The sequence below is a fragment of the Bordetella genomosp. 1 genome, assembly GCF_002261335.1.
In the GTDB taxonomy this organism is placed as follows: Bacteria; Pseudomonadota; Gammaproteobacteria; order Burkholderiales; family Burkholderiaceae_B; genus Bordetella.
On sequence record NZ_NEVL01000005.1, the window covers coordinates 87,287 to 108,315 of the forward strand.

21 protein-coding genes are annotated in these 21,029 nt (G+C 68.6%); 4 read left to right on the top strand and 17 right to left on the bottom strand.

From position 1 onward, the window contains the following. Positions 1–54 precede the first annotated feature (54 nt). The 4 genes from pruA to CEG14_RS21170 all read right to left on the bottom strand — a co-directional run bounded on the left by pruA (position 55) and on the right by CEG14_RS21170 (position 5,869). Entirely contained in the window at positions 55–1,650 is a 1,596-nt protein-coding gene (pruA, locus tag CEG14_RS21155) for an L-glutamate gamma-semialdehyde dehydrogenase (protein ID WP_373454222.1), read from the bottom strand. Positions 1,651–2,035: 385 nt separating this feature from the next. Further along, positions 2,036–2,749 (bottom strand): peptidoglycan DD-metalloendopeptidase family protein, encoded by a 714-nt coding sequence (locus CEG14_RS21160; RefSeq protein ID WP_094828380.1) that lies wholly within the window; start codon positions 2,747–2,749, stop codon positions 2,036–2,038. Positions 2,750–3,070: 321 nt separating this feature from the next. Next, complete coding sequence (locus CEG14_RS26770; RefSeq protein ID WP_094828381.1) at positions 3,071–4,453, bottom strand: methyl-accepting chemotaxis protein; 1,383 nt, start codon at positions 4,451–4,453, stop codon at positions 3,071–3,073. 531 nt (positions 4,454–4,984) lie between these two features. Next, positions 4,985–5,869 carry a pirin family protein gene (locus CEG14_RS21170; RefSeq protein WP_094828382.1) on the bottom strand — a complete coding sequence of 295 codons (885 nt, stop codon included), beginning with the start codon at positions 5,867–5,869 and terminating at the stop codon, positions 4,985–4,987. A 198-nt stretch (positions 5,870–6,067) separates the two neighbouring features. Between CEG14_RS21170 and CEG14_RS21175 the strand changes: the two genes are divergently transcribed. Continuing rightward, the gene (locus tag CEG14_RS21175; RefSeq protein WP_255032132.1) at positions 6,068–6,823 is read left to right on the top strand and encodes a hypothetical protein; all 756 of its coding nucleotides are present in this window, start codon (positions 6,068–6,070) and stop codon (positions 6,821–6,823) included. Between the two features lie 54 nt (positions 6,824–6,877). Here CEG14_RS21175 and CEG14_RS21180 read toward each other — a convergent pair whose 3' ends face one another. From CEG14_RS21180 to CEG14_RS21220, 9 genes are all read right to left on the bottom strand, one after another. Continuing rightward, positions 6,878–7,630 carry a DUF2325 domain-containing protein gene (locus CEG14_RS21180; RefSeq protein WP_094828384.1) on the bottom strand — a complete coding sequence of 251 codons (753 nt, stop codon included), beginning with the start codon at positions 7,628–7,630 and terminating at the stop codon, positions 6,878–6,880. Positions 7,631–7,904: 274 nt separating this feature from the next. Then, positions 7,905–8,258 (bottom strand): cytochrome o ubiquinol oxidase subunit IV, encoded by a 354-nt coding sequence (cyoD, locus tag CEG14_RS21185; protein ID WP_094828385.1) that lies wholly within the window; start codon positions 8,256–8,258, stop codon positions 7,905–7,907. After that, complete coding sequence (cyoC, locus tag CEG14_RS21190; RefSeq protein ID WP_094828386.1) at positions 8,258–8,875, bottom strand: cytochrome o ubiquinol oxidase subunit III; 618 nt, start codon at positions 8,873–8,875, stop codon at positions 8,258–8,260. The genes cyoD and cyoC overlap by 1 nt, the downstream gene beginning before the upstream one ends. A 6-nt stretch (positions 8,876–8,881) precedes the next feature. After that, a complete protein-coding gene (gene cyoB, locus CEG14_RS21195; protein WP_094828387.1) occupies positions 8,882–10,858 on the bottom strand; it encodes a cytochrome o ubiquinol oxidase subunit I in 1,977 nt (658 codons plus the stop codon). Between the two features lie 3 nt (positions 10,859–10,861). Further along, positions 10,862–11,773: a ubiquinol oxidase subunit II gene (gene cyoA / locus CEG14_RS21200; RefSeq protein ID WP_094828388.1), complete on the bottom strand. Its 912-nt coding sequence runs from the start codon at positions 11,771–11,773 to the stop codon at positions 10,862–10,864. 282 nt (positions 11,774–12,055) lie between these two features. Beyond that, positions 12,056–12,607, bottom strand: coding sequence for a response regulator transcription factor (locus CEG14_RS21205; RefSeq protein ID WP_094828389.1), 552 nt, complete (start codon positions 12,605–12,607; stop codon positions 12,056–12,058). A gap of 6 nt (positions 12,608–12,613) precedes the next feature. Beyond that, positions 12,614–13,816, bottom strand: coding sequence for an ATP-binding protein (locus CEG14_RS21210; RefSeq protein ID WP_094828390.1), 1,203 nt, complete (start codon positions 13,814–13,816; stop codon positions 12,614–12,616). A 214-nt stretch (positions 13,817–14,030) separates the two neighbouring features. Continuing rightward, complete coding sequence (locus CEG14_RS21215; RefSeq protein ID WP_094828391.1) at positions 14,031–14,723, bottom strand: HAD family hydrolase; 693 nt, start codon at positions 14,721–14,723, stop codon at positions 14,031–14,033. A 61-nt stretch (positions 14,724–14,784) separates the two neighbouring features. Continuing rightward, the gene (locus CEG14_RS21220) at positions 14,785–16,056 is read right to left on the bottom strand and encodes an MFS transporter (protein WP_256985883.1); all 1,272 of its coding nucleotides are present in this window, start codon (positions 16,054–16,056) and stop codon (positions 14,785–14,787) included. Positions 16,057–16,133: 77 nt separating this feature from the next. Between CEG14_RS21220 and CEG14_RS21225 the strand changes: the two genes are divergently transcribed. Continuing rightward, positions 16,134–16,859 carry an ArsR/SmtB family transcription factor gene (locus CEG14_RS21225; protein ID WP_094828393.1) on the top strand — a complete coding sequence of 242 codons (726 nt, stop codon included), beginning with the start codon at positions 16,134–16,136 and terminating at the stop codon, positions 16,857–16,859. Between the two features lie 81 nt (positions 16,860–16,940). On the opposite strand, the gene CEG14_RS21230 is transcribed toward CEG14_RS21225, so the two are convergent. Next, positions 16,941–17,156 (bottom strand): hypothetical protein, encoded by a 216-nt coding sequence (locus CEG14_RS21230; RefSeq protein ID WP_094828394.1) that lies wholly within the window; start codon positions 17,154–17,156, stop codon positions 16,941–16,943. Positions 17,157–17,479: 323 nt separating this feature from the next. Here CEG14_RS21230 and CEG14_RS21235 point away from each other — a divergent pair, with 323 nt between their 5' ends. Further along, positions 17,480–18,031 carry a Dps family protein gene (locus CEG14_RS21235; protein WP_094828395.1) on the top strand — a complete coding sequence of 184 codons (552 nt, stop codon included), beginning with the start codon at positions 17,480–17,482 and terminating at the stop codon, positions 18,029–18,031. Positions 18,032–18,175: 144 nt separating this feature from the next. Here the strand turns inward: CEG14_RS21235 and CEG14_RS21240 are convergent, their stop codons facing one another. The 3 genes from CEG14_RS21240 to CEG14_RS21250 all read right to left on the bottom strand — a co-directional run bounded on the left by CEG14_RS21240 (position 18,176) and on the right by CEG14_RS21250 (position 19,947). Further along, positions 18,176–18,733, bottom strand: a complete 558-nt coding sequence (locus CEG14_RS21240; protein WP_094831303.1) for a hypothetical protein — start codon at positions 18,731–18,733, stop codon at positions 18,176–18,178. A gap of 130 nt (positions 18,734–18,863) precedes the next feature. After that, positions 18,864–19,556 carry an LrgB family protein gene (locus CEG14_RS21245; protein ID WP_094828397.1) on the bottom strand — a complete coding sequence of 231 codons (693 nt, stop codon included), beginning with the start codon at positions 19,554–19,556 and terminating at the stop codon, positions 18,864–18,866. After that, positions 19,546–19,947 carry a CidA/LrgA family protein gene (locus CEG14_RS21250; RefSeq protein ID WP_094828398.1) on the bottom strand — a complete coding sequence of 134 codons (402 nt, stop codon included), beginning with the start codon at positions 19,945–19,947 and terminating at the stop codon, positions 19,546–19,548. The genes CEG14_RS21245 and CEG14_RS21250 overlap by 11 nt, the downstream gene beginning before the upstream one ends. A 173-nt stretch (positions 19,948–20,120) precedes the next feature. On the opposite strand from CEG14_RS21250, the gene CEG14_RS21255 reads away from it, so the two are divergent. Next, the gene (locus CEG14_RS21255) at positions 20,121–21,008 is read left to right on the top strand and encodes a LysR family transcriptional regulator (RefSeq protein ID WP_094828399.1); all 888 of its coding nucleotides are present in this window, start codon (positions 20,121–20,123) and stop codon (positions 21,006–21,008) included. Positions 21,009–21,029 lie beyond the last annotated feature (21 nt).

Genomic DNA, 21,029 nt, shown 5'->3' on the forward strand with positions numbered 1-21,029 from the left:
TGGATACCGGCCGCGACGGGCGCCGGGCCTTGCTGACCGTCCGCGCGGGACGCCTCACTCCGCCATGTGCGGATAGGCGTACTGCGTGGGCGGGACGTGCGTTTCCTTGATGGTGCGCGGCGAGGTCCAGCGCAGCAGGTTCCAGGCGGAGCCGGCCTTGTCGTTGGTGCCGCTGCGGCGCGCGCCGCCGAACGGCTGCTGGCCGACCACGGCGCCGGTGGGCTTGTCGTTGATGTAGAAGTTGCCGGCCGCCTGGCGCAGCGCGCGGCGCGCCTGCGCGATGGCGGCGCGGTCGCGCGCGAACACCGCGCCCGTCAGGCCATAGCCGCTGGTGCCGTCCACCAGCGCCAGCGTCTCGTCCCAGCGCGCGTCGTCGTACACGTACACCGTGAGCACCGGGCCGAACAGCTCGGTCGTCATCAGCGCGTGGCGCGGATCCTCGACCTCCACCAGCGCGGGCCGGATGTAGAAACCGGTGGCGTCGTCGGCCTGGCCGCCCGCCACGATGCGCACCGCGCCATCGTCGCGGGCCCGGCCGAGCGCGCCCGCCACGCGCGCATAGGCACGCGCATCGATCACGGCCGACATGAAGTTGCCGAAGTCGCACACGTCGCCCATGCGGATCGTGTCCATCAGGTCGGCCAGGCGGGTGCGCAGCGCGGGCCAGAGCGAGCGCGGAACATAGGCGCGCGACGCGGCGCTGCATTTCTGCCCCTGGTACTCGTAGGCGCCGCGCAGCAGCGCGACCGCCAGCGCCTCGACGTCGGCCGAGACGTGCGCGAGCACGAAGTCCTTGCCGCCGGTCTCGCCGACCAGGCGCGGATAGGCGCGGTAGCCGGGCAGGCGCGCCGCCACCTGTTGCCACAGCCCGTCGAACACGGCGGTCGAGCCGGTGAAGTGCACGCCGGCCAGGTGCTCGCTGCCCAGCACCGCCTCGCTGACCGCCACCGGCTCGCCCGGGACGAAGTTGATGACGCCGGGCGGCAGGCCGGCCTCTTCCAGCAACTGCATGAACAGGTAGTTCGACAGGCTCGCGGTGGTGGCCGGCTTCCACACCACGGTGTTGCCCATCAGCGCGGGCGCGGTCGCGAGATTGCCGCCGATGGCGGTGAAGTTGAACGGCGTCACCGCATAAACGAAGCCCTCGAGCGCGCGGTAGTCGGTGCTGTTGGCCACGCCGGGCGAAGACTGCGGCTGGTGCCCCGCGATCTGGTGCGCGAACGCCACGTTGAAGCGCAGGAAGTCGATCAGCTCGCAGGCCGAATCGATCTCGGCCTGCTGCGCCGTCTTGGCCTGGCCCAGCATCGTGGCGGCATTCAGGCGCTGGCGCCACGGGCCGGCCAGCAGATCGGCCGCCTTCAGGAACACAGCGGCGCGCTCCTCGAGCGAGCGCTCGGCCCAGTCGGGCGCGGCGCGCCGCGCCGCCTCGATCGCCTGCTGCGCATGGCCGCCGTCGGCCTGGCTCGCCTGCGCCAGCACATGGTAGTGGGCGTGCGGGCAGACCACCGGCACGGTGCGCGCGGTGGTCACGGCGCGGCCGCCGATCACCAGCGGGATGTCGAGCCGCGCCGACTGCTGGCGCCGCAGCTCGGCTTGCAGCGCGGCGCGCTCGGCGGATCCGGGGCCGTAGGCCAGCACGGATTCGTTCATCGGGGACTTGCTTTGGCTACCATTCATAGAAATTGCATCCAATCCGATTGAAATCGGATGCAAATATATCCAGTTACATCGCCGCTCGACATCGGGGTTAACCCGTCTGAAACGGCAGTCTCACGGGCAAAAACAGCGAAGAATCTGGTGTTTCACTGCCGAATCGCCAGGTGTGAATGCGCAATTCGATAACCGCGCAGTTGCACTGGATACAAGCATCGCGTGGCAGCGGTGCAACCCGGGGCGACGAGACGGTTTACCGTCCGCTAACAGCGCCGCCTGGGCCGGCGCGGGCGCGTCCCGGCCGGGCGCGCCAAGCCGCGCTCGGGTGCGAAAAAAAGCCCGCGCGCGGCGGGCTTGGGTCGGGGCGGGGTGGTGCGCGCGCTCAGCGCTTGGGCATCACGCCGAGCGGATTGACGGCCTTGCCGTCGCGCCGCAGCTCGAAGTAGAGCGCGGGGCTCTTGCGGTCGGAGTCGCCCATCTCGGCGATCGTCTGCCCCTGCTTGACCGACTGGCCCTGGCGCACCAGCAGCTTGCGGTTATGGGCGTAGATCGTGAGAAAGGTGCCGTTGCCATGGCGCACGATCACCATGTTGCCGTAGCCGCGCAGGCCGTTGGCGGCATAGGCCACGGTGCCGGCCGCGGCGGCCACCACGGGGGTGCCCGCGCTGTTGGCGATGGTCAGGCCGGTGGAACTGCCGCCGTAGGTGCTGATCAGCTTGCCCTGCGCCGGCCACATCAGGCTGATGCCCGACACGGGACCGCTCTGCGCGCGCGATGCCGGACGCGGCGCGCTGACCGTCTGCGTGGACTTCGAACCCGACTTTGCAGACCCGCCCCCGGACGCCGACGCGCCGCCCGGCGGTTGCACGCGCAACAACTGGCCCTTCTCGATGCGGTTGGCGCTCGACAGCTTGTTCCAGCGCACCAGCTCGGCCACGCTGCGGTCGTTGCGGCGCGCGATGCTGTAGAGGGTGTCGCCGGACTCGACGCGGTAGAAGCCGGCGGGCGCGGGGCCCGACGTCGAGGCGCAGGCGGCCAGCACCGCCGCCAGCGACACGCAGGCCAGCAGGCGCAGCACGCGAGCGAACGCGCCCATCGCGGCCGGGAGCGGCGCGCCACGCACCGGCGCGGCGGAAGAAATCAACGGGGCAAAGCGGCTCGAAACGGACAAATCGCAGCAGGTTCCAGGTGACGGACCCCGAAAGGGTACCAAGAAATCGATCCGTCATTACGACAAGGAGTCGCAGTTTTGCCGGCTTTGTTGCAGCCGGCCATCGCGGGCGCGCCGGCCGCGCCGCCGCGCGCCCCTCGTGCCCGGGCCGCCCTGCCCCGGCCCGCGCACAAAAAAAACGGCGCGGACACAGCGTCCGCGCCGACCGTGCCCCCGCACGGAACAACGGTGAAAACCAAAAACGATTCAGCGCGCCGCCACCCGCTGCGGCAGGTGCAGCACCACCGCCGACGGGCCGCGCGCAGGCGGCGCCGCGACCATGTCGCTGTGGGTCAGGTCATCGGTGACCTCGCCGAGCGTGGCGGATTGTTCGAGCGAGACGTCCACCACCGCGGCCATGATCTCGGTGACCCGGTGCGACGAGCTCACGATCTCTTCCATGGTCGCGCCGGCCGATTGCACCAGGGTGGCGCCCTGCTCGATCTGCTGCACCGACGCGGTGATGAGCGACTTGATCTCCTTGGCGGCCGCGGCGCTGCTCTGCGCCAGGTTGCGCACCTCGGCGGCGACCACCGCGAAGCCGCGCCCATGGGCGCCGGCGCGCGCGGCCTCGACCGCGGCGTTGAGCGCCAGGATGTTGGTCTGGAAGGCGATGCCGTCCATCACGCCGATGATTTCCGAGATCTTGCGCGAGCTCGTCGTGATGGCGCCCATGGTGCGCACCACGTTGTCGACCGTGCGCCCGCCCTCCTCCGCGACCCGGCAGGCGGCCTGGGCCAGCTCGTTGGCCTGGGTGGCGCGGTCGGCGTTCTCGGTCAGGCCCGCCACGGCGCGCCGCAGGGTCTGCGCGGCCGTGAAGCGGCGCGTGATGTCGGTGGCGTATTTCACGACCTTGAACGGCCGCCCCTCCGGATCCAGGATCGGGTTGTAGCTGGCCTCGATCCAGACCTGGCGCCCGCCCTTGCCGATGCGCAGGTACTGCCCGGTGTCGTGCCGGCCCTCGCCGAGCCGGCGCCAGAAGTCCGCATAGGCTGCACTGCGCCGTTCCTCGGGCTGCACGAACATGCTGTGGTGCTGGCCCACGATCTCGTCGAGGCGATAGCCCAAGGCCCCGAGAAACAGATCGTTGGCGTCGAGGATGGTGCCGTCGAGGTCGAACTCGATCACGGCCTGCACCTGTTCGATCGCGGCCATCTTGCCTTCGAGGTCGGCGTTGCGGGCCTGCTGCGCGGTGATGTCGGTGGCGTACTTGACCACCTTCCACGGCCGGCCGTGCGCGTCGTTGATCGGGTTGTAGCTGGCCTGCAGCCACACCTCTTCGCCGCTCTTGGTATAGCGCTTGTAGCGCCCGGCGTCGTGATTGCCGAGCGAGAGCCCGCGCCAGAACTCGGCATATTCCGGCGAATCGCTTTCGAGCGGGTCGACGAACATGCGGTGATGACGGCCCTGGACCTCGTCGAGGCGATAACCGAACACGTCCAGGAAATTCTGGTTCGCCATCAGCACATGGCCCTGCAGATCGAATTCGATAACTGCCTGGACTTTATGCAACGCATTGATCTGGCCAATCAGATCCATGCGCTTTTCGCGCCCGAGATCAAACAGACTGCCTAGTGAAAAGTGTTGCATCGTATTCTCCCGTACCTGGAATGTCCGCACCAGCGGATTACGCAAGGCAATAGGCTGGTTACGCCGGCGCCCACCGCCGACGGCCACTTTCGCGTGCAACCCTGGTCCCGAGGGCGCCTGCGGGCGCCTCTGTTTTGCTACGCTTGCTGCGGCTGGGAGCCGGGTCGTTCTTTCCACTGAATCGGCGCGCACGGGCGCGCGGCAATGTCGCGCCCGGGATATTGCGTGCCGATTAATACGCGCAATTTACGGCGCCCGACTAAAACAACTTTATTGGGGAAAACGCCGAGAGAGCATTATTTTTTGCGCACTGCAAAACCGCAGGAATAATGACACGCGGCAACTATCGTTGCGCATACATCGGCAAAGAAATATTCCGCAATAATGGGACGGCATATTGATTCGGCCCTGAGACGCCTATTTCATTATTGACGGGGACCTGACACCGCGCTGCGCGGGCGGAGGGCGTGGATATTTATTATTGATTCGCCGGCCGCGCAAAAAAAACGGCGGGCTTTCGCCCGCCGCCGTTCAGTGCACGGCCTCGACCGTTTCCTGCATCTGGCCGAAGCGGCCTTCGTTGAAGTCGCGCAGCGCCTCGACGATTTCCTGCTGGGTGTTCATCACGAACGGACCGTGACCGACGATGGGCTCGTCGATCGGCTCGCCGCTCAGGATCAGCACCAGCGCGTCGTTGTTGGCCTCGAGCTCGATGCCCTCGGCTTCCGGCGCCAGCACGGCCACCTGGGCATCGCGCAGCACGTGCTCACGGTTCAGCAGCACCGTGCCGCGCAGCACCACGACCGCGGCATTGTGCCCCGCAGGCACCGGCAGGCGCGCCAGGCCGCCGGCGTTGAGCCGCGCATCCCACACGTTCACCGGGGTGAACGTGCGCGCCGCGCCGGCCGTGCCGTCGAGCTCGCCGGCGATCACGCGCACGCTGCCGGCATTGTCCGGCAGCGTCACGCGGGCGATCTGATCCGACGTGATGCTCTGGTAGCCCGGCACCGCACGCTTGTCGCGCGCCGGCAGGTTGACCCACAGCTGCACCATTTCGAGCGCGCCGCCGCGGCGGGTGAACTCGGGCGAGTGAAACTCTTCGTGCAGGATGCCGCTGGCCGCGGTCATCCATTGCACGTCGCCCGGGCCGATCGTGCCGCCCTCGCCGGTGGAGTCGCGATGCGCGACCTCACCGTCATAGACGATGGTGACGGTCTCGAAACCCCGGTGCGGATGCACGCCCACCCCGCGCGGCGCACCGCTCGGCTCGAAGCGGGCCGGCCCGGCATAATCGAGCAGCAGGAACGGGCTGAGCTGGCGGCCCAGGGTTTGATACGAAAACAGCGAGCGCACCGGAAAACCGTCGCCCACCCAATGCGCACGCGGCGCGCTGAAGGTACCCAGTACTTTCTTCATGATTTGGCTCCTGACCGCGCTTGGCGGTTCGGTTGGTTCATGAAGCTACGATACCGGCGCGACGATGCCTGCGGTAGACGGCAAAACTTGCCATCAGCGTCCTATCAATGAAACGAACTTCCCCACCCACCCGATGAAGGTTCCGTGGGGCTTTGTGTCTATGACGCCGCGTATTTTTGCGGCAACATGTCTGCACCTATGAACACACCCGCCTCCTCCCAGCCCCTGCGCGAAGGCTATTGGTACGACAGCCTCGATCCCGACACACCGCTCGAACGCGACGGCGACCGCGTGCGCCGCGACCGCGCCGCACCGCCCTGGATCGTGGTCGACGAGCAGATCGCCAGCATCACGATCGGCAGCCGCTGGCCGGGCAGGCTCTGGCGCGTGCGCGTGGTCGAGCTGGGCGACATGTCCGGGCTGGTGGCCAATCCCGGCTACTGGCGCGCCCGCGAGATTGCGCTGCTCGAGCCCCTGCCGCTCGCCACGCTGTTCGGGCCGCACGGCCATGCCGTGATGGCGCTGCTGGCGCGCGTGGCCACGCTCACGCTGGCACAGGCCGAGGCGCTCGACGCCGCGCGGCACCCGGACGCCGAGGCCGCCTACAGCCGCGCCTGGGACCGCTGGATCAACCCGGAACCGGCCACGCCGCCCGAAGACTGGTCGGGCACGCTGGCGCGCGCCGGCGGGCCGGGACACGCCCGTTCGCCGGTCCATTCGGGCTTTTCGTTGCTGCACGGCCTGCTCTGGAAACGCGCCGAGGCGCTCAGCGGCGCGGCCGCCGTGACGCGCATCGAAGAAGACGGCGAGGTCGAGGAACAGCTCGCCCCGCCCTGGTCGGGCGCCTGCTCGGCCCTGCTGCACGCGGCCATGGCCCAGGGCGCGCCCGAGGTCGTCGCGGCGGCCGACGTGGCCGTCCTCATGCAGGCCGGCACGCGCGTCTTCGGCGGCTGATCCCACCGCACTCCGCCAGCGCGCTCGCGCGCGCCGCAGGCCTGCCGCCCCGCCCTATTCGGTTTCGACCCGCGCGCCGCGATGCAGGTGCACGACCTGGCTCACGCCATCGAGCGCGGCCGGCGCGTCGACCAGCAGGCATTGCTTGTTGTGGCGCTTGCAGTGGTCCTGTACGCGCCAGAAGGCGCCATGGCTGACGCAGCCGGTCTGGCAGATCACCAGATCGGCGGCGCCCAGTTGCGCCTCCAGCGCCGCGTTCGCCGTGTCCTGCGTGACAGGCCCGGTCGCATCACCCAGCGCCGCGCCGTCGATGGCGAGAAAGCGCGCGCCGGTCATCTCGACCAGCGTGCGCGCCAGCGTGGTGGTGGCATCCTCGCGGCCGATGCACAGCACGGCCCGGCCCGCCGCGCCGGCACGGCCGGGCGCCGCTTCCGGTCCTGATGCGGGCGCGGGCACGGGCGCGGGCACGGGCGTGTGCACCGGCGCGGGCGGCATCGGGCCCTGGCGCGCGCGCAGCAGCGATTGCACCCGGCCGGCCAGGTGTTCGACCTGGCGTGCCAGCGTCACACGGCGGGCCAGGCCCGGCACGGCGGCTTCGAGCGCCTGGCGCTCTTCGCCAGCCCAGGCCAGGCGGGTATCGCGGATGATCAGTTCGGCGCGCAACTGCATGGCCTCGGCCTGCAGCGCATCGATGCGGCACGCCTGCTCGCGCCGCATGGCCGAGCAGCGCGCCTGGGCGCGGCCATAGCTGGCCAGCAGCGCGGCGTGCTCGCGCTTGAGTTGGTGGTGATCGTCGGCGTTCGACATGGCGGATCTCCGGAACGGAACAGCGATGCCTCGTGGAGGCACCCCGGGGCGCACGGCGATCGCGGCGGCGCGAGGCCGCCTCGTTGGCGTTGAACGACCGGCGCGGCCGGCCCGCGGCGCGCCGTGCGGCGCCGCCCGCAACGGGTGCGGAGCGCCATTATAGATGCGAATGATTGTTATTACAAAACAACGCACGGAGCGAAGCGCGGCCGTCACGCGCGGGCAAAAAAAATCGGCACCCGAGGGTGCCGATTCTTCGATGCGCCTGCCCGGCTTACATGGGCATGGGATGCATCATGTTTGCGTTCATGTTGTGCAGCACCCAGATGGAGCCGCCCACGATGATGCCGATGATCATCACGGTGAACAGGAAGGTGCTGAGGTTGTCGCGATCGCCGCCCGGCTTGGTGCCCATGTGCATGAAGAACACCAGCTGCACCAGCAGCTGCGCCACGCACAGCACCAGGATACCGATCAGGGCGACCGGACGGCTGAAGCTGCCATCCATCACCAGGTAGAACGCCAGCAGCGTCAGGATGATCGACAGCACGAAGCCGACGATGTACGACTTCAGGCTGCCGTGGCTCATTGCGTGGCCGTGTTCGGCCGCAACGTCATGACTCGACATTACAGGGCCCCCATCAGGTAGACGAAAGTGAAAACGCAGATCCACACGATGTCCAGGAAGTGCCAGAACAGGCTCAGGCACGCCAGACGACGCTTGTTGATCGAATCCAGGCCGTAGCGACGGACCATGTCGATCATGACCAGGATCCAGATCAGGCCGCCCGTGACGTGCAGGCCGTGGGTGCCGATCAGCGTGAAGAACGCCGACAGGTAGGCGCTGCGGCCGGGGCCGGCGTCCATGTGGATCAGGTGATGGAATTCATAGATTTCCATCGCGATGAAGCCTGCGCCGAGCAGGAACGTGACCCACAGCCAGGCCATGACCTTGCCGCGGTTGCCCGCGTACAGGTTGAGCATGGCCACGCCGAAGGTGAAGCTCGAGATCAGCAGCAGCATGGTCTCGACCAGCACGAACGACAGGTCGAACAGGTCACGCCCGTGCGGGCCACCGGCGGTGGCGTTGGACAGCACGGCGAAGGTGGCGAACAGGACCGAGAAGATCAGCAGGTCGCTCATCAGATAGACCCAGAAACCGAATACGGTCTTGGATCCATCGTCGTGGTGCTCATGACCGTGGTCGTGGGCACCGTGGGAGTGAGTGGCAACAGCGTGAGTCATGATGGATCAGGCGGCCTTTTGCATTGCGTTGAAGTGGGCGTTTTCGATCCGTTCGACCTCGGCGGCCGGGACCCAGTAGTCCACGTCGCGGTCATAGGCGCGGCGGATGAAGGAGCCGATCATGCCGACCAGGCCGACGATGGCGAGCCACCAGATGTGCCAGATCAGCGCGAAGCCCATGACCAGGCTGAAGGCACCCATGAACACGCCGGCACCGGTGTTGCGCGGCATGTGGATGTCTTCGTACTTGGCCGGACGCTTGTAGGCGACGCCGTTTTCCTTGTCTTCCCAGTGCTGGTCGAGCGAGTCGATGTGCGGGACGACAGCGAAGTTGTAGAACGGAGCGGGCGACGAGATCGACCATTCCAGGGTGCGGCCGTTCCAGGGGTCGCCGGTCAGGTCCACGTTCTTCTTGCGATCACGGATCGAGACGACGATCTGCATCAGGAAGAACCAGATGCCCAGGGCGATGAAGACCGCGCCGACCAGGGCGACGATCAGGTACGGCTGCCATTCGGGGTTGTCGTAGTGGTTCAGACGACGGGTCATGCCCTTGAAGCCGAGGATGTACAGCGGCATGAAGGCCAGGTAGAAACCGATGATCCAGCACCAGAACGAGTACTTGCCCAGCTTTTCGTTGAGCGTGAAGCCGAAGGCCTTGGGCCACCAGTACACGATCGCGGCGATACACCCGAACACCACGCCGCCGATGATGACGTTGTGGAAGTGAGCGATCAGGAACAGGCTGTTGTGCAGCACGAACGAGACGGCGGGGATGGCCATCAGCACGCCGGTCATGCCACCGATCACGAAGGTGATGATGAAGCCGAGCGTCCACAGCACCGGGGTCTTGAACAGCAGGCGGCCGCGGTACATCGTGAAGAGCCAGTTGAAGATCTTCACGCCGGTCGGCACGGAGATGATCATTGTGGCTATGCCGAAGAACGCGTTGACGTTGGCGCCGGCGCCCATGGTGAAGAAGTGGTGCAGCCAGACCAGGAACGAGAGCACGCCGATCGCAGCCGTTGCGTAGACCATCGACTTGTAGCCGAACAGGGTCTTGCGCGAGAACGTGGCCACGATTTCCGAGTACACGCCGAAGCAGGGCAGGATCAGGATGTAGACCTCGGGGTGACCCCAGATCCAGATCAGGTTCACGTACATCATGGCGTTGCCGCCACCGTCGTTCGTGAAGAAGTGCGTGCCGAGGTAGCGGTCGGCGGTCAGCAGCGCGAGCGTCGCGGCCAGCACCGGGAAGGCGGCCACGATCAGCACGTTGGTCACCAGGGCGGTCCAGGTGAACACGGGCATCTTCATCAGGCCCATGCCGGGCGCACGCATGCGCAGGATGGTGACGACGAAGTTCACGCCCGACAGCGTGGTGCCGAGACCCGATATCTGCAGCGCCCAGATGTAGTAGTCCATCCCCACGCTCGGGCTGTAGTCCAGGCCCGACAGCGGCGGATAGGCCAGCCAGCCGGTCGCCGAGAATTCACCGACGAACAGCGACAGCATGATCAGGACCACGCCGGCGGCGAACAGCCAGAAGCTCAGCGAGTTCAGGAACGGGAACGCCACGTCGCGCGCACCGATCTGGAGCGGCACGATCAGGTTCATCAGGCCCGTGATGAGGGGCATCGCCATGAAGAAGATCATGATGACGCCGTGGGCGGTGAAGATCTGGTCGTAGTGGTGCGGCGGCAGGAAGCCGGGGTTGTCGGCGGATGCAACAGCCAGTTGCGTGCGCATCATGATGGCATCGGCAAAGCCGCGCAGCAGCATGACGAGCGCGACCAGGATGTACATCACGCCAATTCGCTTGTGGTCTACCGTCGTGAGCCATTCGGTCCAGAGGTATTTCCATTTGCCCATGTAGGTGATCGCGCCGAAAAGGCCGATACCACCCAGCATAACGGCGGCCAGCGTAACCATGACGATAGGTTCATGGTACGGGATGGCCTCCAGTGAGAGTTTCCCAAACATCAATTACTCCGCAGCGGCGATCAGATTCTTAGACGTCGGCGTGCACGTGGCAGGGTCCAGGCCGGCGATCTTGCTCATTTGGTTGTGCACGACGTAATCGAACATGCCGGCAGGCGCGCTCGAGTACAGCGTGACCGGGTTCTTTTCGCTGGGCTTGGCCAGCGCGGCATACACGTCCGGGGTGAGCGGATTGTTCGATGCCCGGGCCTTCTGCACCCAGGCTTCGAAGTCCTGCTGGCTCGTGGCGTGGGCCTTGAAGCGCATGCCCGAGAAGCCGCCGCCGCTGTAGTTCGCCGACAGGCCGAAGTACGTACCGGCTTCGAAGGCGTTCAGGTGCAGCTTGGTTTCCATGCCGGCCATCGAATAGATCATGCTGCCGAGCTGGGGAATGAAGAAGGTGTTCATCACCGAGGCCGACGTGATGCGGAAGTTCACCGGCGTGTCGACCGGGAACGCGATCTCGTTGACGGTCGCGATGTTGTAGTCGGGGTAGATGAACAGCCACTTCCAGTCGAGCGACACCACTTCGATGGTGACCGGCTTGGCGTCGGAGACCAGCGGGCGGTAGGGATCGAGCTCGTGCGAAGACTTCCAGGTGAAGAAAGCCAGGATCGACACGATGATGATCGGCACCGTCCAGACCACGACTTCGATCTTGGTCGAGTGCGACCACTTCGGATCGTAGGTCGCCGAGGTGTTCGACGCGCGGTACTTCCACGCGAAGACCACCGTCATGATGATGACCGGCACGACGACCAGCAGCATCAATCCGAGGGCGATGAGGATCAGGTTCCGTTCCTGGACGCCGATGTCTCCCTTGGGAGACAGGACTTCCATCGAACAGCCGCCGAGCAGCAGCAGAAGAGCGCCTACGCCTACGGCGCGCGCAAGATTCGCAAGGTGGGGGTGTTTCACGTACAGCCTTGGAGATGGATGGAAAGAGGGGCATGCTGCCAGCGCAGCAAACCAGCAAACTTTGGAATCGTAGCCAGGGAGAGGAGGCCGCAGGTGCGACGGATCGTCGCACTGCATCATCGGCTGTCGCACCAGAACGGTGCATTTGGCGCATTGCGCCCTGCGTGGCAGGGGCGGGCGGCCCGGGCGGGGGTGCGTCAATATGTCGCACCCTTCGAAACCGGCCGGTCGTTGCCCGGATGCCGCAGCGGGCGACACGGCGGCCGGCCGGCCGCCAGGGGATCAGTCGAGCGCGGCGTCGCGCTCGGGACCGGGCTTTTTCATCAGCTTGCGCTGCAGGGTGCGCCGGTGCATGCCCAACAGGCGCGCCGCCGCCGATACGTTGCCGCCCGACTCATGCAGCGCCTGCTGGATGTGCTCCCATTCTAGGCGGTGCAATGGCGTCATGGTCGACTCAATCGTAACGGTTTCTGGCTTCATGAGCCCGAGCGTGCGCAGGATCATGGGCGCCGTCGCCGGCTTGGGCAGGTAGTCGTCGGCGCCGCGCTTGATCGCCTCGACCGCCGTCGCCACGCTGGCGTAGCCGGTGACCAGCAGGATGCGCATGTCGGGCCGCAACGCCCGCAGCGGCCGGATCAGCGTGAGGCCGGAATCTTCGCCCAGCCGCAGGTCCACCAGCGCGAAGGCCGGCCGGATCTCCTCGGCCACCTTGAGCGCCTCGGCGATGTCGCAGGCCACGCGCGTTTCGAGGCCCCGGCGCGCCAGGCTGCGTTGCAGCGTGCGCACGTAGAGCTCGTCGTCGTCGATCAACAGACCGTATTCAGAGGGATCCATCGTGTTTTAAGTTCCCGAACCTTCGAGGGGCAGATAGAACCGGATGCACGCGCCGCCCCCGTCGGCAGCGGTGATCGTCATTTCTCCGCCCAGTTGTTCCACTGTCGCGTGGGACAGCGCCAATCCTACCCCGAGCCCGCCCGGCTTGCCGCTGTTGAACAGCGTGATGGCCGGCAGCACGGTGTGGTCGGGATCGAAACCCCGGCCGTGGTCGCGCACCTCGCCCCGCAGGGCGCCGTCGCGATACTCCAGATGCAGGTCGATGCGCGGATCGCCCGCCTGCTCGCCCGCGTCCGCCGCATTGTTGAGCAGGGCCTGCAGCAGGTGCGCGATCGCCGGCTCGACCCGCAACGACGGCGGCAGCGTGCCGGTGCGGCGCAGGTCGATGGTGGGACGCACCAGGCGCCACTGGCTCACGACCTTCACCAGATCGACCTCGGTCGGCACGGCAAGGTTCCGGATCCGTTCGCGGCACAGCGCAAGCAGCTCGCGCAGCGTCTGCACGTCGTCGCGCACGTCGGGATCGTCGACCTCCTCGCCGATCTCGTCGGCCAGCAGGGTCATGGTGGCCAGCGGCGTGTTCAGCTCGTGCGCCATGGCGGCCGCGTGGGTTGCCAGCGCAACAATGCCTTCGTTGCGCGTGAAACGTTCGCGCAGCAAGGCCAGTTCGCGCTCGCGCACCCGCAGGTCGGCGGCCAGGCGGGTCGAGAAATACAGCACCACGGCGGCCGAGATCAGGAAGTTCGCGCCCAGGCCGTAGAGCAACAGCAGATAGGTGTTGGGCGTGCCGGAGAGCGGCTGGCCGAACACGGCCGCGGCGGTGTAGCCGGTGAGGCTGGCCAGCGCGGCCGCGAAGGCCCAGTTGCGCGGCAGCGCGAACGCCGCCAGCGCGATCAGCACCAGGAACATCGTGCCGAACGGATTGGTGAGCCCGCCGCTCCAGCCCACCATCCAGGCCAGCACCACGATGTCGACCAGCAGGTGGGCGAAGGCGGTGGCAAACGAGATGTCGCCGGTGCGGCGCAGCCGCAGGCTGGCATACAGGTTGAACGCCGCGAGCGCGCCCACGCCGAGCCAGAGCGGTTCGAGCGGCAGCGGCAGGCCCAGCAGGTCGCTGGCCACGAGCACCGTGACGGCCTGGCCCGCGATGGCGAGCCAGCGCAGGCTGCACAGGGTGCGCAGGAACGAAAGGGCGGAACTACCGAGCATACGTGCGGGAAATGGGCGAGGACGCGAAGAGGCCCGGCCCGGCGGGCCTGCAGGCTGCGGCCCGGCGCGATGCGGGCCGCTTGCGCACCTGCGCGCAACAGCGGGCATCACGTCCACGAGGGTGGCGAGCGACCATTGTAGGACTTTTCCGCCACATGAAATTTATGGGTGACGCAACGCGGCGGCTGCGCCCTTCCCCGCGTGGCCGGCGGGCTCAGGCGCGCGCCTGGGCCCAGTCGCGCAGCAGGCCCGGCAGCTCGGCCATGTCGCGGAACACCCGCGCCACGCCGACGGCGCGCAGGGCATCGGCGCCGCTGTGGCCGACCGGACCCGGGCTGTAGCCGAACACGGTGGCGCCGGCCGCCACCCCGGCGGTCGCGCCGGTGACGGTGTCTTCGACCACGGCGCAGCGCGACGCGTCCACGCCCAGCGCGCGGGCCGCCTCAAGATAGACGTCGGGGAACGGCTTGCTGCGCGGCATCTCCTGGCCGCTGAAGACGCGGCCGGCGAAGCAGTCGGCGATGCCGACCTTGGCCAGCTGCAGTTCCACCTTCTTGCGATCGGCGCCCGAGGCCACGGCGATACGGCCGTCCAGTTGCGCGTGCAACGTCCGCACGGCGGCCGGCGCACCGGGGATCTCGACCAGCTCGGCATCGAGCGCGGCGTTGCGGCGCGCGCGGAATTCGAGAATCCAGTCGTCGGTCAGGCGCTTGCCGGTGCGCTCCTCGATCAGCGGCAATTCGTCGCGCACCGCCTTGCCCGTGAAGATGCGCATGGTTTCCTCGAGCGTGATGTGCCAGCCCTGCTCACCCAGCATCTGGGTCAGCACGCGGTTGGTGATGGGCTCGGAATCAACCAGAACGCCATCGCAATCGAACAACACGGCATCGAACGGGAAATCAGTCATGGAGCGCGCCAGGCAGGAGTCAGTGTCGGAAGGCAGAGCATACTGCACCCGCCCCCTGCCCTCAGCGGCGCGGCGCCCGGCCCCGCGCGTAGGCCGCGATCGCGGCCAGCTGCAACAGCAGCGCGGCCACCAGCCAGCCGCCGCCCGGCAGCAGGCCGATGGCCACGCCGAACAGGGCGGGCGCGAAGGCATAGGCGCCCTGCGAGAACGCCACGATCAGCGGCACCGCGCGGCTCACGTCGGCCGGCGCGAATTCGGCCTGCGCGATGAGCGGCGGCAGCGAGGTGGCGTTGCCGATGCCCGACCCGAACAGCAGCACCCCGGCCACGAGCCAGGCCGGATGCGCCAGCGCGCCCCAGGCCGCCGCGGCCAGCAACGCCACGCCCAGCCCCTGCACGGCGTAGGCGGTGCAGGCCACCGCGCGCCGGTCGGCGCCGGGGCCGAGCACGCGCGCCACCCCCATGCGGCCGGCGATCGCGGCGGCGGTGGCCGCGCCCATCAGCCAGCCCGCCGCATCGAGCCCGAGGCGGGCCGCCAGCCAGCCATAGAGTTGCGCGATGAGACCGATCTGCGCGAACAGCCCCAAGGCCATGCCCAGCGCCAGCGTGCGAAAGCGGCGTTCACGCCAGGGCGACACGAGCGGCGCCCGCGCCGGGGCGGGACGCGCGCCTGCCGCGGCCGCGGGCTGCGGCACGGGCACCGCGCCGTCCGCCGCCTGCCCGAGCGTGGCCGGCGTGTGGCGGAACACGCGCCAGGCCAGCACGCCGACGACAGCCACCATCGTGATGCCCACCGCGAGGCCGGCGCCGGCCAACCCCCAACGCGCGATCAACGCGACCCACAGCGGTGCGAAGAGGATGCCGCCCACGCTGGCGCCGTTATAGGCGATGCCCAGCGCCCAGGGCCGGCGCGCCGCGTACCAGGGTGCGACCAGCGCGTTGACGGCCGCCGCGCCGAGCGCGACCCAGCCCACGCCGCTGGCGAGCGCGGCCAGCGCCAGCTGCGCGGGCGAGCCGGCCAGCCCCCAGCCGGTCACGCCGAACGCCAGCGCCACCGCGCCGCCCAGCGTGACCGCGGGCACGCCGAAGCGGCGATACAGCATGGGCAGGCGCGCCACCACCAGCGCGCCGGCCAGGAAATGCAGCGTCACCATGGCCGACACCAGCGCGACGCTCCAGCCGGTGCGCGCCACCACCGACTGCAGGTAGACGGGCGGCCCGTAGAAGCCCACGCCCCAGCCGAAGATGGCCAGCACGAAGGTGGCGGCGAGCACGGTCGGGCCGTAGAACGGCCGCGGCGGCGAAGACGGAGGCATGGCGGAAAGCGTAGTCATGGTGCAACCCTTGTATGTGATCCACGGGCAGCAGTATCCTTCGTGGCATACACCCACACTTCGGCCAGGAGCGAACCATGGATGCAGAATCCGCCGACACGCGCATCGCCCAGGTGGCGGCCGCCATCGCCGATCCGGCGCGCGCCCGCATGCTGTGCTGCCTGCTCGATGGTTGCGCGCGCACCGCCACCGAGCTCGCCGTGGTCGCCGAGATCGGCGCCTCCACGGCCAGCAGCCATTTCCAGCGCCTGCGCGACCAGGGTCTGGTGAGCCTCACGGTGCAGGGCAAGCACCGCTACTTCCAGCTTGCCTCGCCCGAGGTCGCCAGCGCGCTCGAGGCCCTGCTGGTGGTCGCGGGCGTGACGCACACGCCCTTCGTGCCGTCCACGCCGCAGCACCTGCTGCACGCGCGCACCTGCTACGACCACATGGCCGGCACGGTCGCGGTCACGCTGCACGACGCCATGTGGGCGCAGGGCTGGCTGGCCCAGGGCGATGCCGATTACGTGGTGACCGCGGCGGGCGCGGACAGGCTGCGCGCGCTCGGCCTGGACCTGGACGCGCTGGCGAAGAAGCGCCGCCGCCGCGCCTGCGCCTGCATGGACTGGAGCGTGCGCCGCCCGCACCTCGGCGGCGCGCTCGGCGCCGCGCTGCTGGATCTGCTGCTGGCGCGCGGCTGGGTCACGCGCGAACTGGATTCGCGCGCGCTGCGCATCTCGCGCAACGGCGCACGGCAGTTGAGCGCGGCGTTCGGCGTGTTGCTCGAACACGAGCCCGGCCGGGCCAAGGCGCGCGCGGCATAGGGCCGGCCCCGCGCGACGCGCGGATCCGGTTGCGGTGGAATCCAGGGAATCGGCCCGGGCGGCGCGGGCCGGATCAGGCTGTCACTCGAAGCGCGGCGCTTCGTCGAACTCTTCGGACAGGCGCTTGAGCGCGGCCTTCACGGCCAGCTCTTCGGTGGGAAACGGCGGCTCCGACACCTCGAGCGGCGGAAAGCCGAACACGGTGGCGCGCGCCAGATAGCCCGCCTCTTCTTCGCGGGTTTCGACCTCGAAGTTGCGCTCGCCGATCCAACCGCTCTTGAACACTTTCCAATCCATGACTCGACTCCCATGGGGCGGCCGGCGCACGGCCGCGTGATATGTGGCGGACCTATCGTCGCGCATTCGCGACGACGGCGCAACCGCGTACGCATTGCAGCCGCGCGCGCAAGGCGCGATGGTCGCGCGCGCAACGACTCCGGCGCGACGCACCGCCTGTCTCGCACCTGAACATGACACGGTCTTGTCTCGCATGCGGCGGGTTGGCAAAGACCCACTAGGGGTATACGCTCATATCCGGCCGGGCGCCCGGTTTTTTCTTGCGCCACCTTCGGTGCGCGGACGCTCGACTCGCATGTCTCATCCTTCAGGAGCCGCCTTCCATGGCCAAGAAACTGAATGCCAAAAGCGTGAAAACCGCCACGCAGACCCGCAAGCGCCCGCTCGCCACGCCCACCGATCTCGCCGCCGCCGCGACCCGCGACATCTCCGCCGCGCTGAATCAATTGCTGGCCGACGTGTTCGCGCTGTATCTCAAGACCAAGAATTTCCACTGGCACGTGAGCGGTCCGCACTTTCGCGACTACCACCTGCTGCTCGATGAGCAGGGCGACCAGCTGTTCGCCATGACCGATCCGATCGCCGAGCGCGTGCGCAAGATCGGCGGCACCACGCTGCGTTCGATCGGCGACATCGCGCGCCGCATGCGCGTGCTCGACAACGACGCCGACTACGTCGAGCCGATCGACATGCTGGCCGAGCTGCGCGAAGACAACAAGGCGCTGGCCGCGGCGCTGCGCGAGGCGCACAACGTGACCGACGAGTACCGCGACATCGCCAGCTCCAGCCTGATCGAAAACTGGATCGACGAGACCGAGCGGCGCACCTGGTTCCTGTTCGAGGCCAGCCGCCAGGCCGACAGCAGCGGCCACTGAGGGTCCGGCGTGCCGTCCGGCACGCGGCCCCGCCCAGGCATGCCCGGCCCCGGCCGCGCATGCCTTTTTCATGCTCGGGCCATGACCGGCCACGCATGACGCGGCGCCCGGAATCCCGGGATTCCGGCCGGGCGGCGCGCCGCGCTACTTCTTCTTGACGCCGCCTTCCTGCTGCAGCTGCGCCGCGGCGCGGACCAGCGATTCGGTGACCATCTCGGAGAGCAGCGGCGCGGAGACCTTCAGCATGTCGGCGCCCACGGCGTTGCCGCGCTCGGTGAACTTGGCGGCGTCGGGCGACTCGGTGCCCTTGTCGGAGATCGACTTGAGCTCGGCGGTGCTGAAGTGGCGCGTGTAGGCCTGCGCCAGATTGGCGTCCCAGCGCGGCTGGTACTTGGGTTCGAGCTGGTTGAGCTGGTCGACCACGGCGGCCTCGGCGCGCGGCTGCCCGACCGCCTTGACCAGGTTCGCGTAGGTGTCGGTGCGGGCCGCGGCCGCGAACGCCATGACCTTCATGCCGGCGCCCAGCTTGTGCTTTTCGACCAGCGTCCTGGCGGCGCCGAGATCGCCCGCGGCACTGGCGGCCTGCGGCAGGCCCAGCGCCAGCCCGAGGCACAGCGCGCAGGCCGCCCCCAGGCGCGACAGACGCGGCCGCCCCGCCGCCGTTCGAATTCCGTGTCTTGCAGCACCGACCTCAACGACCATGTTGCACCTCGTTCGACAGGAGTGACCCGCACAGGGGGATAAGTCACTTTACACCGGCCGCGCCGCCCCGGGTGCGCCGCCCGGGTGCGCCGCCCGGGTGCGCCAGGTGGCGGCGGAACGACAGCCTTCGTCAGGCCGCCAGCAGGTAGGCGATGCCCGGCGTCACGAGCACGTTCGACAGGCCGGCCAGCACCATCACCAGCCCGGCCACCGAGCCCTCGTCGGCGGCCAGTTCGCGCGCCTTGGCCACGCCCGCGCCGTGCGCGCCCATGCCGAACAGCGCACCGCGCGCGAGCGACGAACGCAGCGGCAATGCGCGCCGCACGATCTGCCCCATGGCCGCGCCGCACACGCCGGTGAGGATCACGAAGACGGCGGTGAGATCGGGAATGCCGCCGAGATTGCCGGAAACCGTCATGGCGAACGGCGTGGCGACCGAACGCGGCACCAGGCTCAGGCGCACCTCGTCGGGCAGCTGCAGCCAGGTGGCCAGCAGCCAGGCCGAGAAGCCGGCGATGGCGCTGCCCACCACCACGCCGATCATCAGGATCGGCCAGTAGCGCCGGATCAGCGCGCGCTCCTGGTAGAGCGGCAGCGCGAACGACACGATGACCGGACTGAGCATGGCCATCAGCCAGTGGCTGCCGCTCATGTAGTCCTGGTAGCCCGCGTGCAGCCACACCGCCAGCGCGAGCAGGAGCGCCGGCGCCAGCACCAGCGTCGAGGTCCACCAGTAGCCGAGCCGGCGATACACGGTGCGCGCGCACAGATAGGCCAGCACGGTGGCGGCCGGCCAGAAGAACAGGCTCAGCTCAGGCCGCATGGCGGTTCATCCAGCGATAACACAGGTCGATCACCAGCGCGGTGCTGCCCATCACGAGCAGGGTGCCGCAGACGATGACGGCAAAGATCTTCAGGCCCAGCATGCCGAGCAGCTCGCGATGATCGAGCAGGCACATCACGGCGGGCACGAAGAACAGCAGCATCTCGGCCAGCAGCCAGCTGGCGCCGCGGCGGATGTGGGTGGGCCGCAGCCAGCCCGAGGCGAGCAGGAGCAGCACCAGGGCCAGGCCGATCACGCCGCCCGGAACCGGCAGCGCGAGCGCGGTGGCGGCCAGCTGGCCCAAGGCGGCAAACACCGCGATCAGGCCGATCTGCAGCGCGCGGCTGCGCCGCCAGGCGCTGCGCGCAAGAATCAAACGACGGGACAACATCACAACGAAAACTCCGGGCTACGCGTGCTGGCCGGGTTCTGTCGCCCGGCGTCGAGACGCCGCAGACACCGTTTTACGCCTGTGCGCCACATAGATAAAATGAATTCATAGAATCCCACCCATTCAAAAACGGAATGCAGCGCGCCAGCGCGGCGCAAGGAGTTGCAGCGGTCATGGATCTGCGCGCATTGCGGGCATTCGTCGAGGTGGTGAAACAGGGCGGCTTCTCGCAGGCGGCCCGTGCCATCCACGCAACGCAGCCCACCGTCAGCAAGGCGGTGCGCCAGCTCGAAGACGAGATCGGCATGCCGCTGCTCGACCGCCAGTCGCATCCGCCGCGCCTCACCGCGGCCGGCGAGATCGTGCATGGCCGGGCCCAGGCCATGCTGGCCGGGCGCGACGACCTGATCGCCGAGCTGCAGGAGCTGCGCGGCCTGCGCCGCGGCGTGCTGCGGCTGGGGCTGCCCACGCTGGGCAGCAATCTGCTGTTCGCCCCGCTGTTCGCGCGCTTTCGCAGCCGCTATCCCGGCGTCGAGATCAGCCTCGCGGAGCACGGCAGCCGGCGCCTCGAAGACATGGTGACGAGCGGCGACATCGAGGTCGGCGCCACGCTGGCGCCGGTGCCGGGGCAGTTCGAATCGCAGGCCGTGGCGCGCGAGCCCATGGTGGTGCTGCTGCCGCCCGATCATCCGCTCGCGCGCGCGAAGATGCTGCGCCTGGCCCAGCTGCGCGACACGCCGTTCATCCTGTTCGAATCCGGTTTCGCGCTCAACCATGTGCTGCTCGCCGCCTGCGAGCGCGCCGGCTTCACGCCCGGGGTGGCGGCACGCAGCGGCCAGACCGACTTCATCAGCGCGCTGGTGGCCTCGGGGCTGGGCGTGGGCTTCCTGCCCGCGCTGGTGGCGCGCGAGCGGCGCCAGCCCGGGCTGCGCCAGGTGCCGCTCGATCCGCGCGACGCGCTGTGGGAGATGATGCTGATCTGGCGCGCCGGCGGCTATCTGTCGCACGCGGCGCAGGCGTGGCTCGCGCTCACGCGCGAGGTCTACGGCGCCGGCCGCTGAGGCCCCATTCCGTTTTCGCAT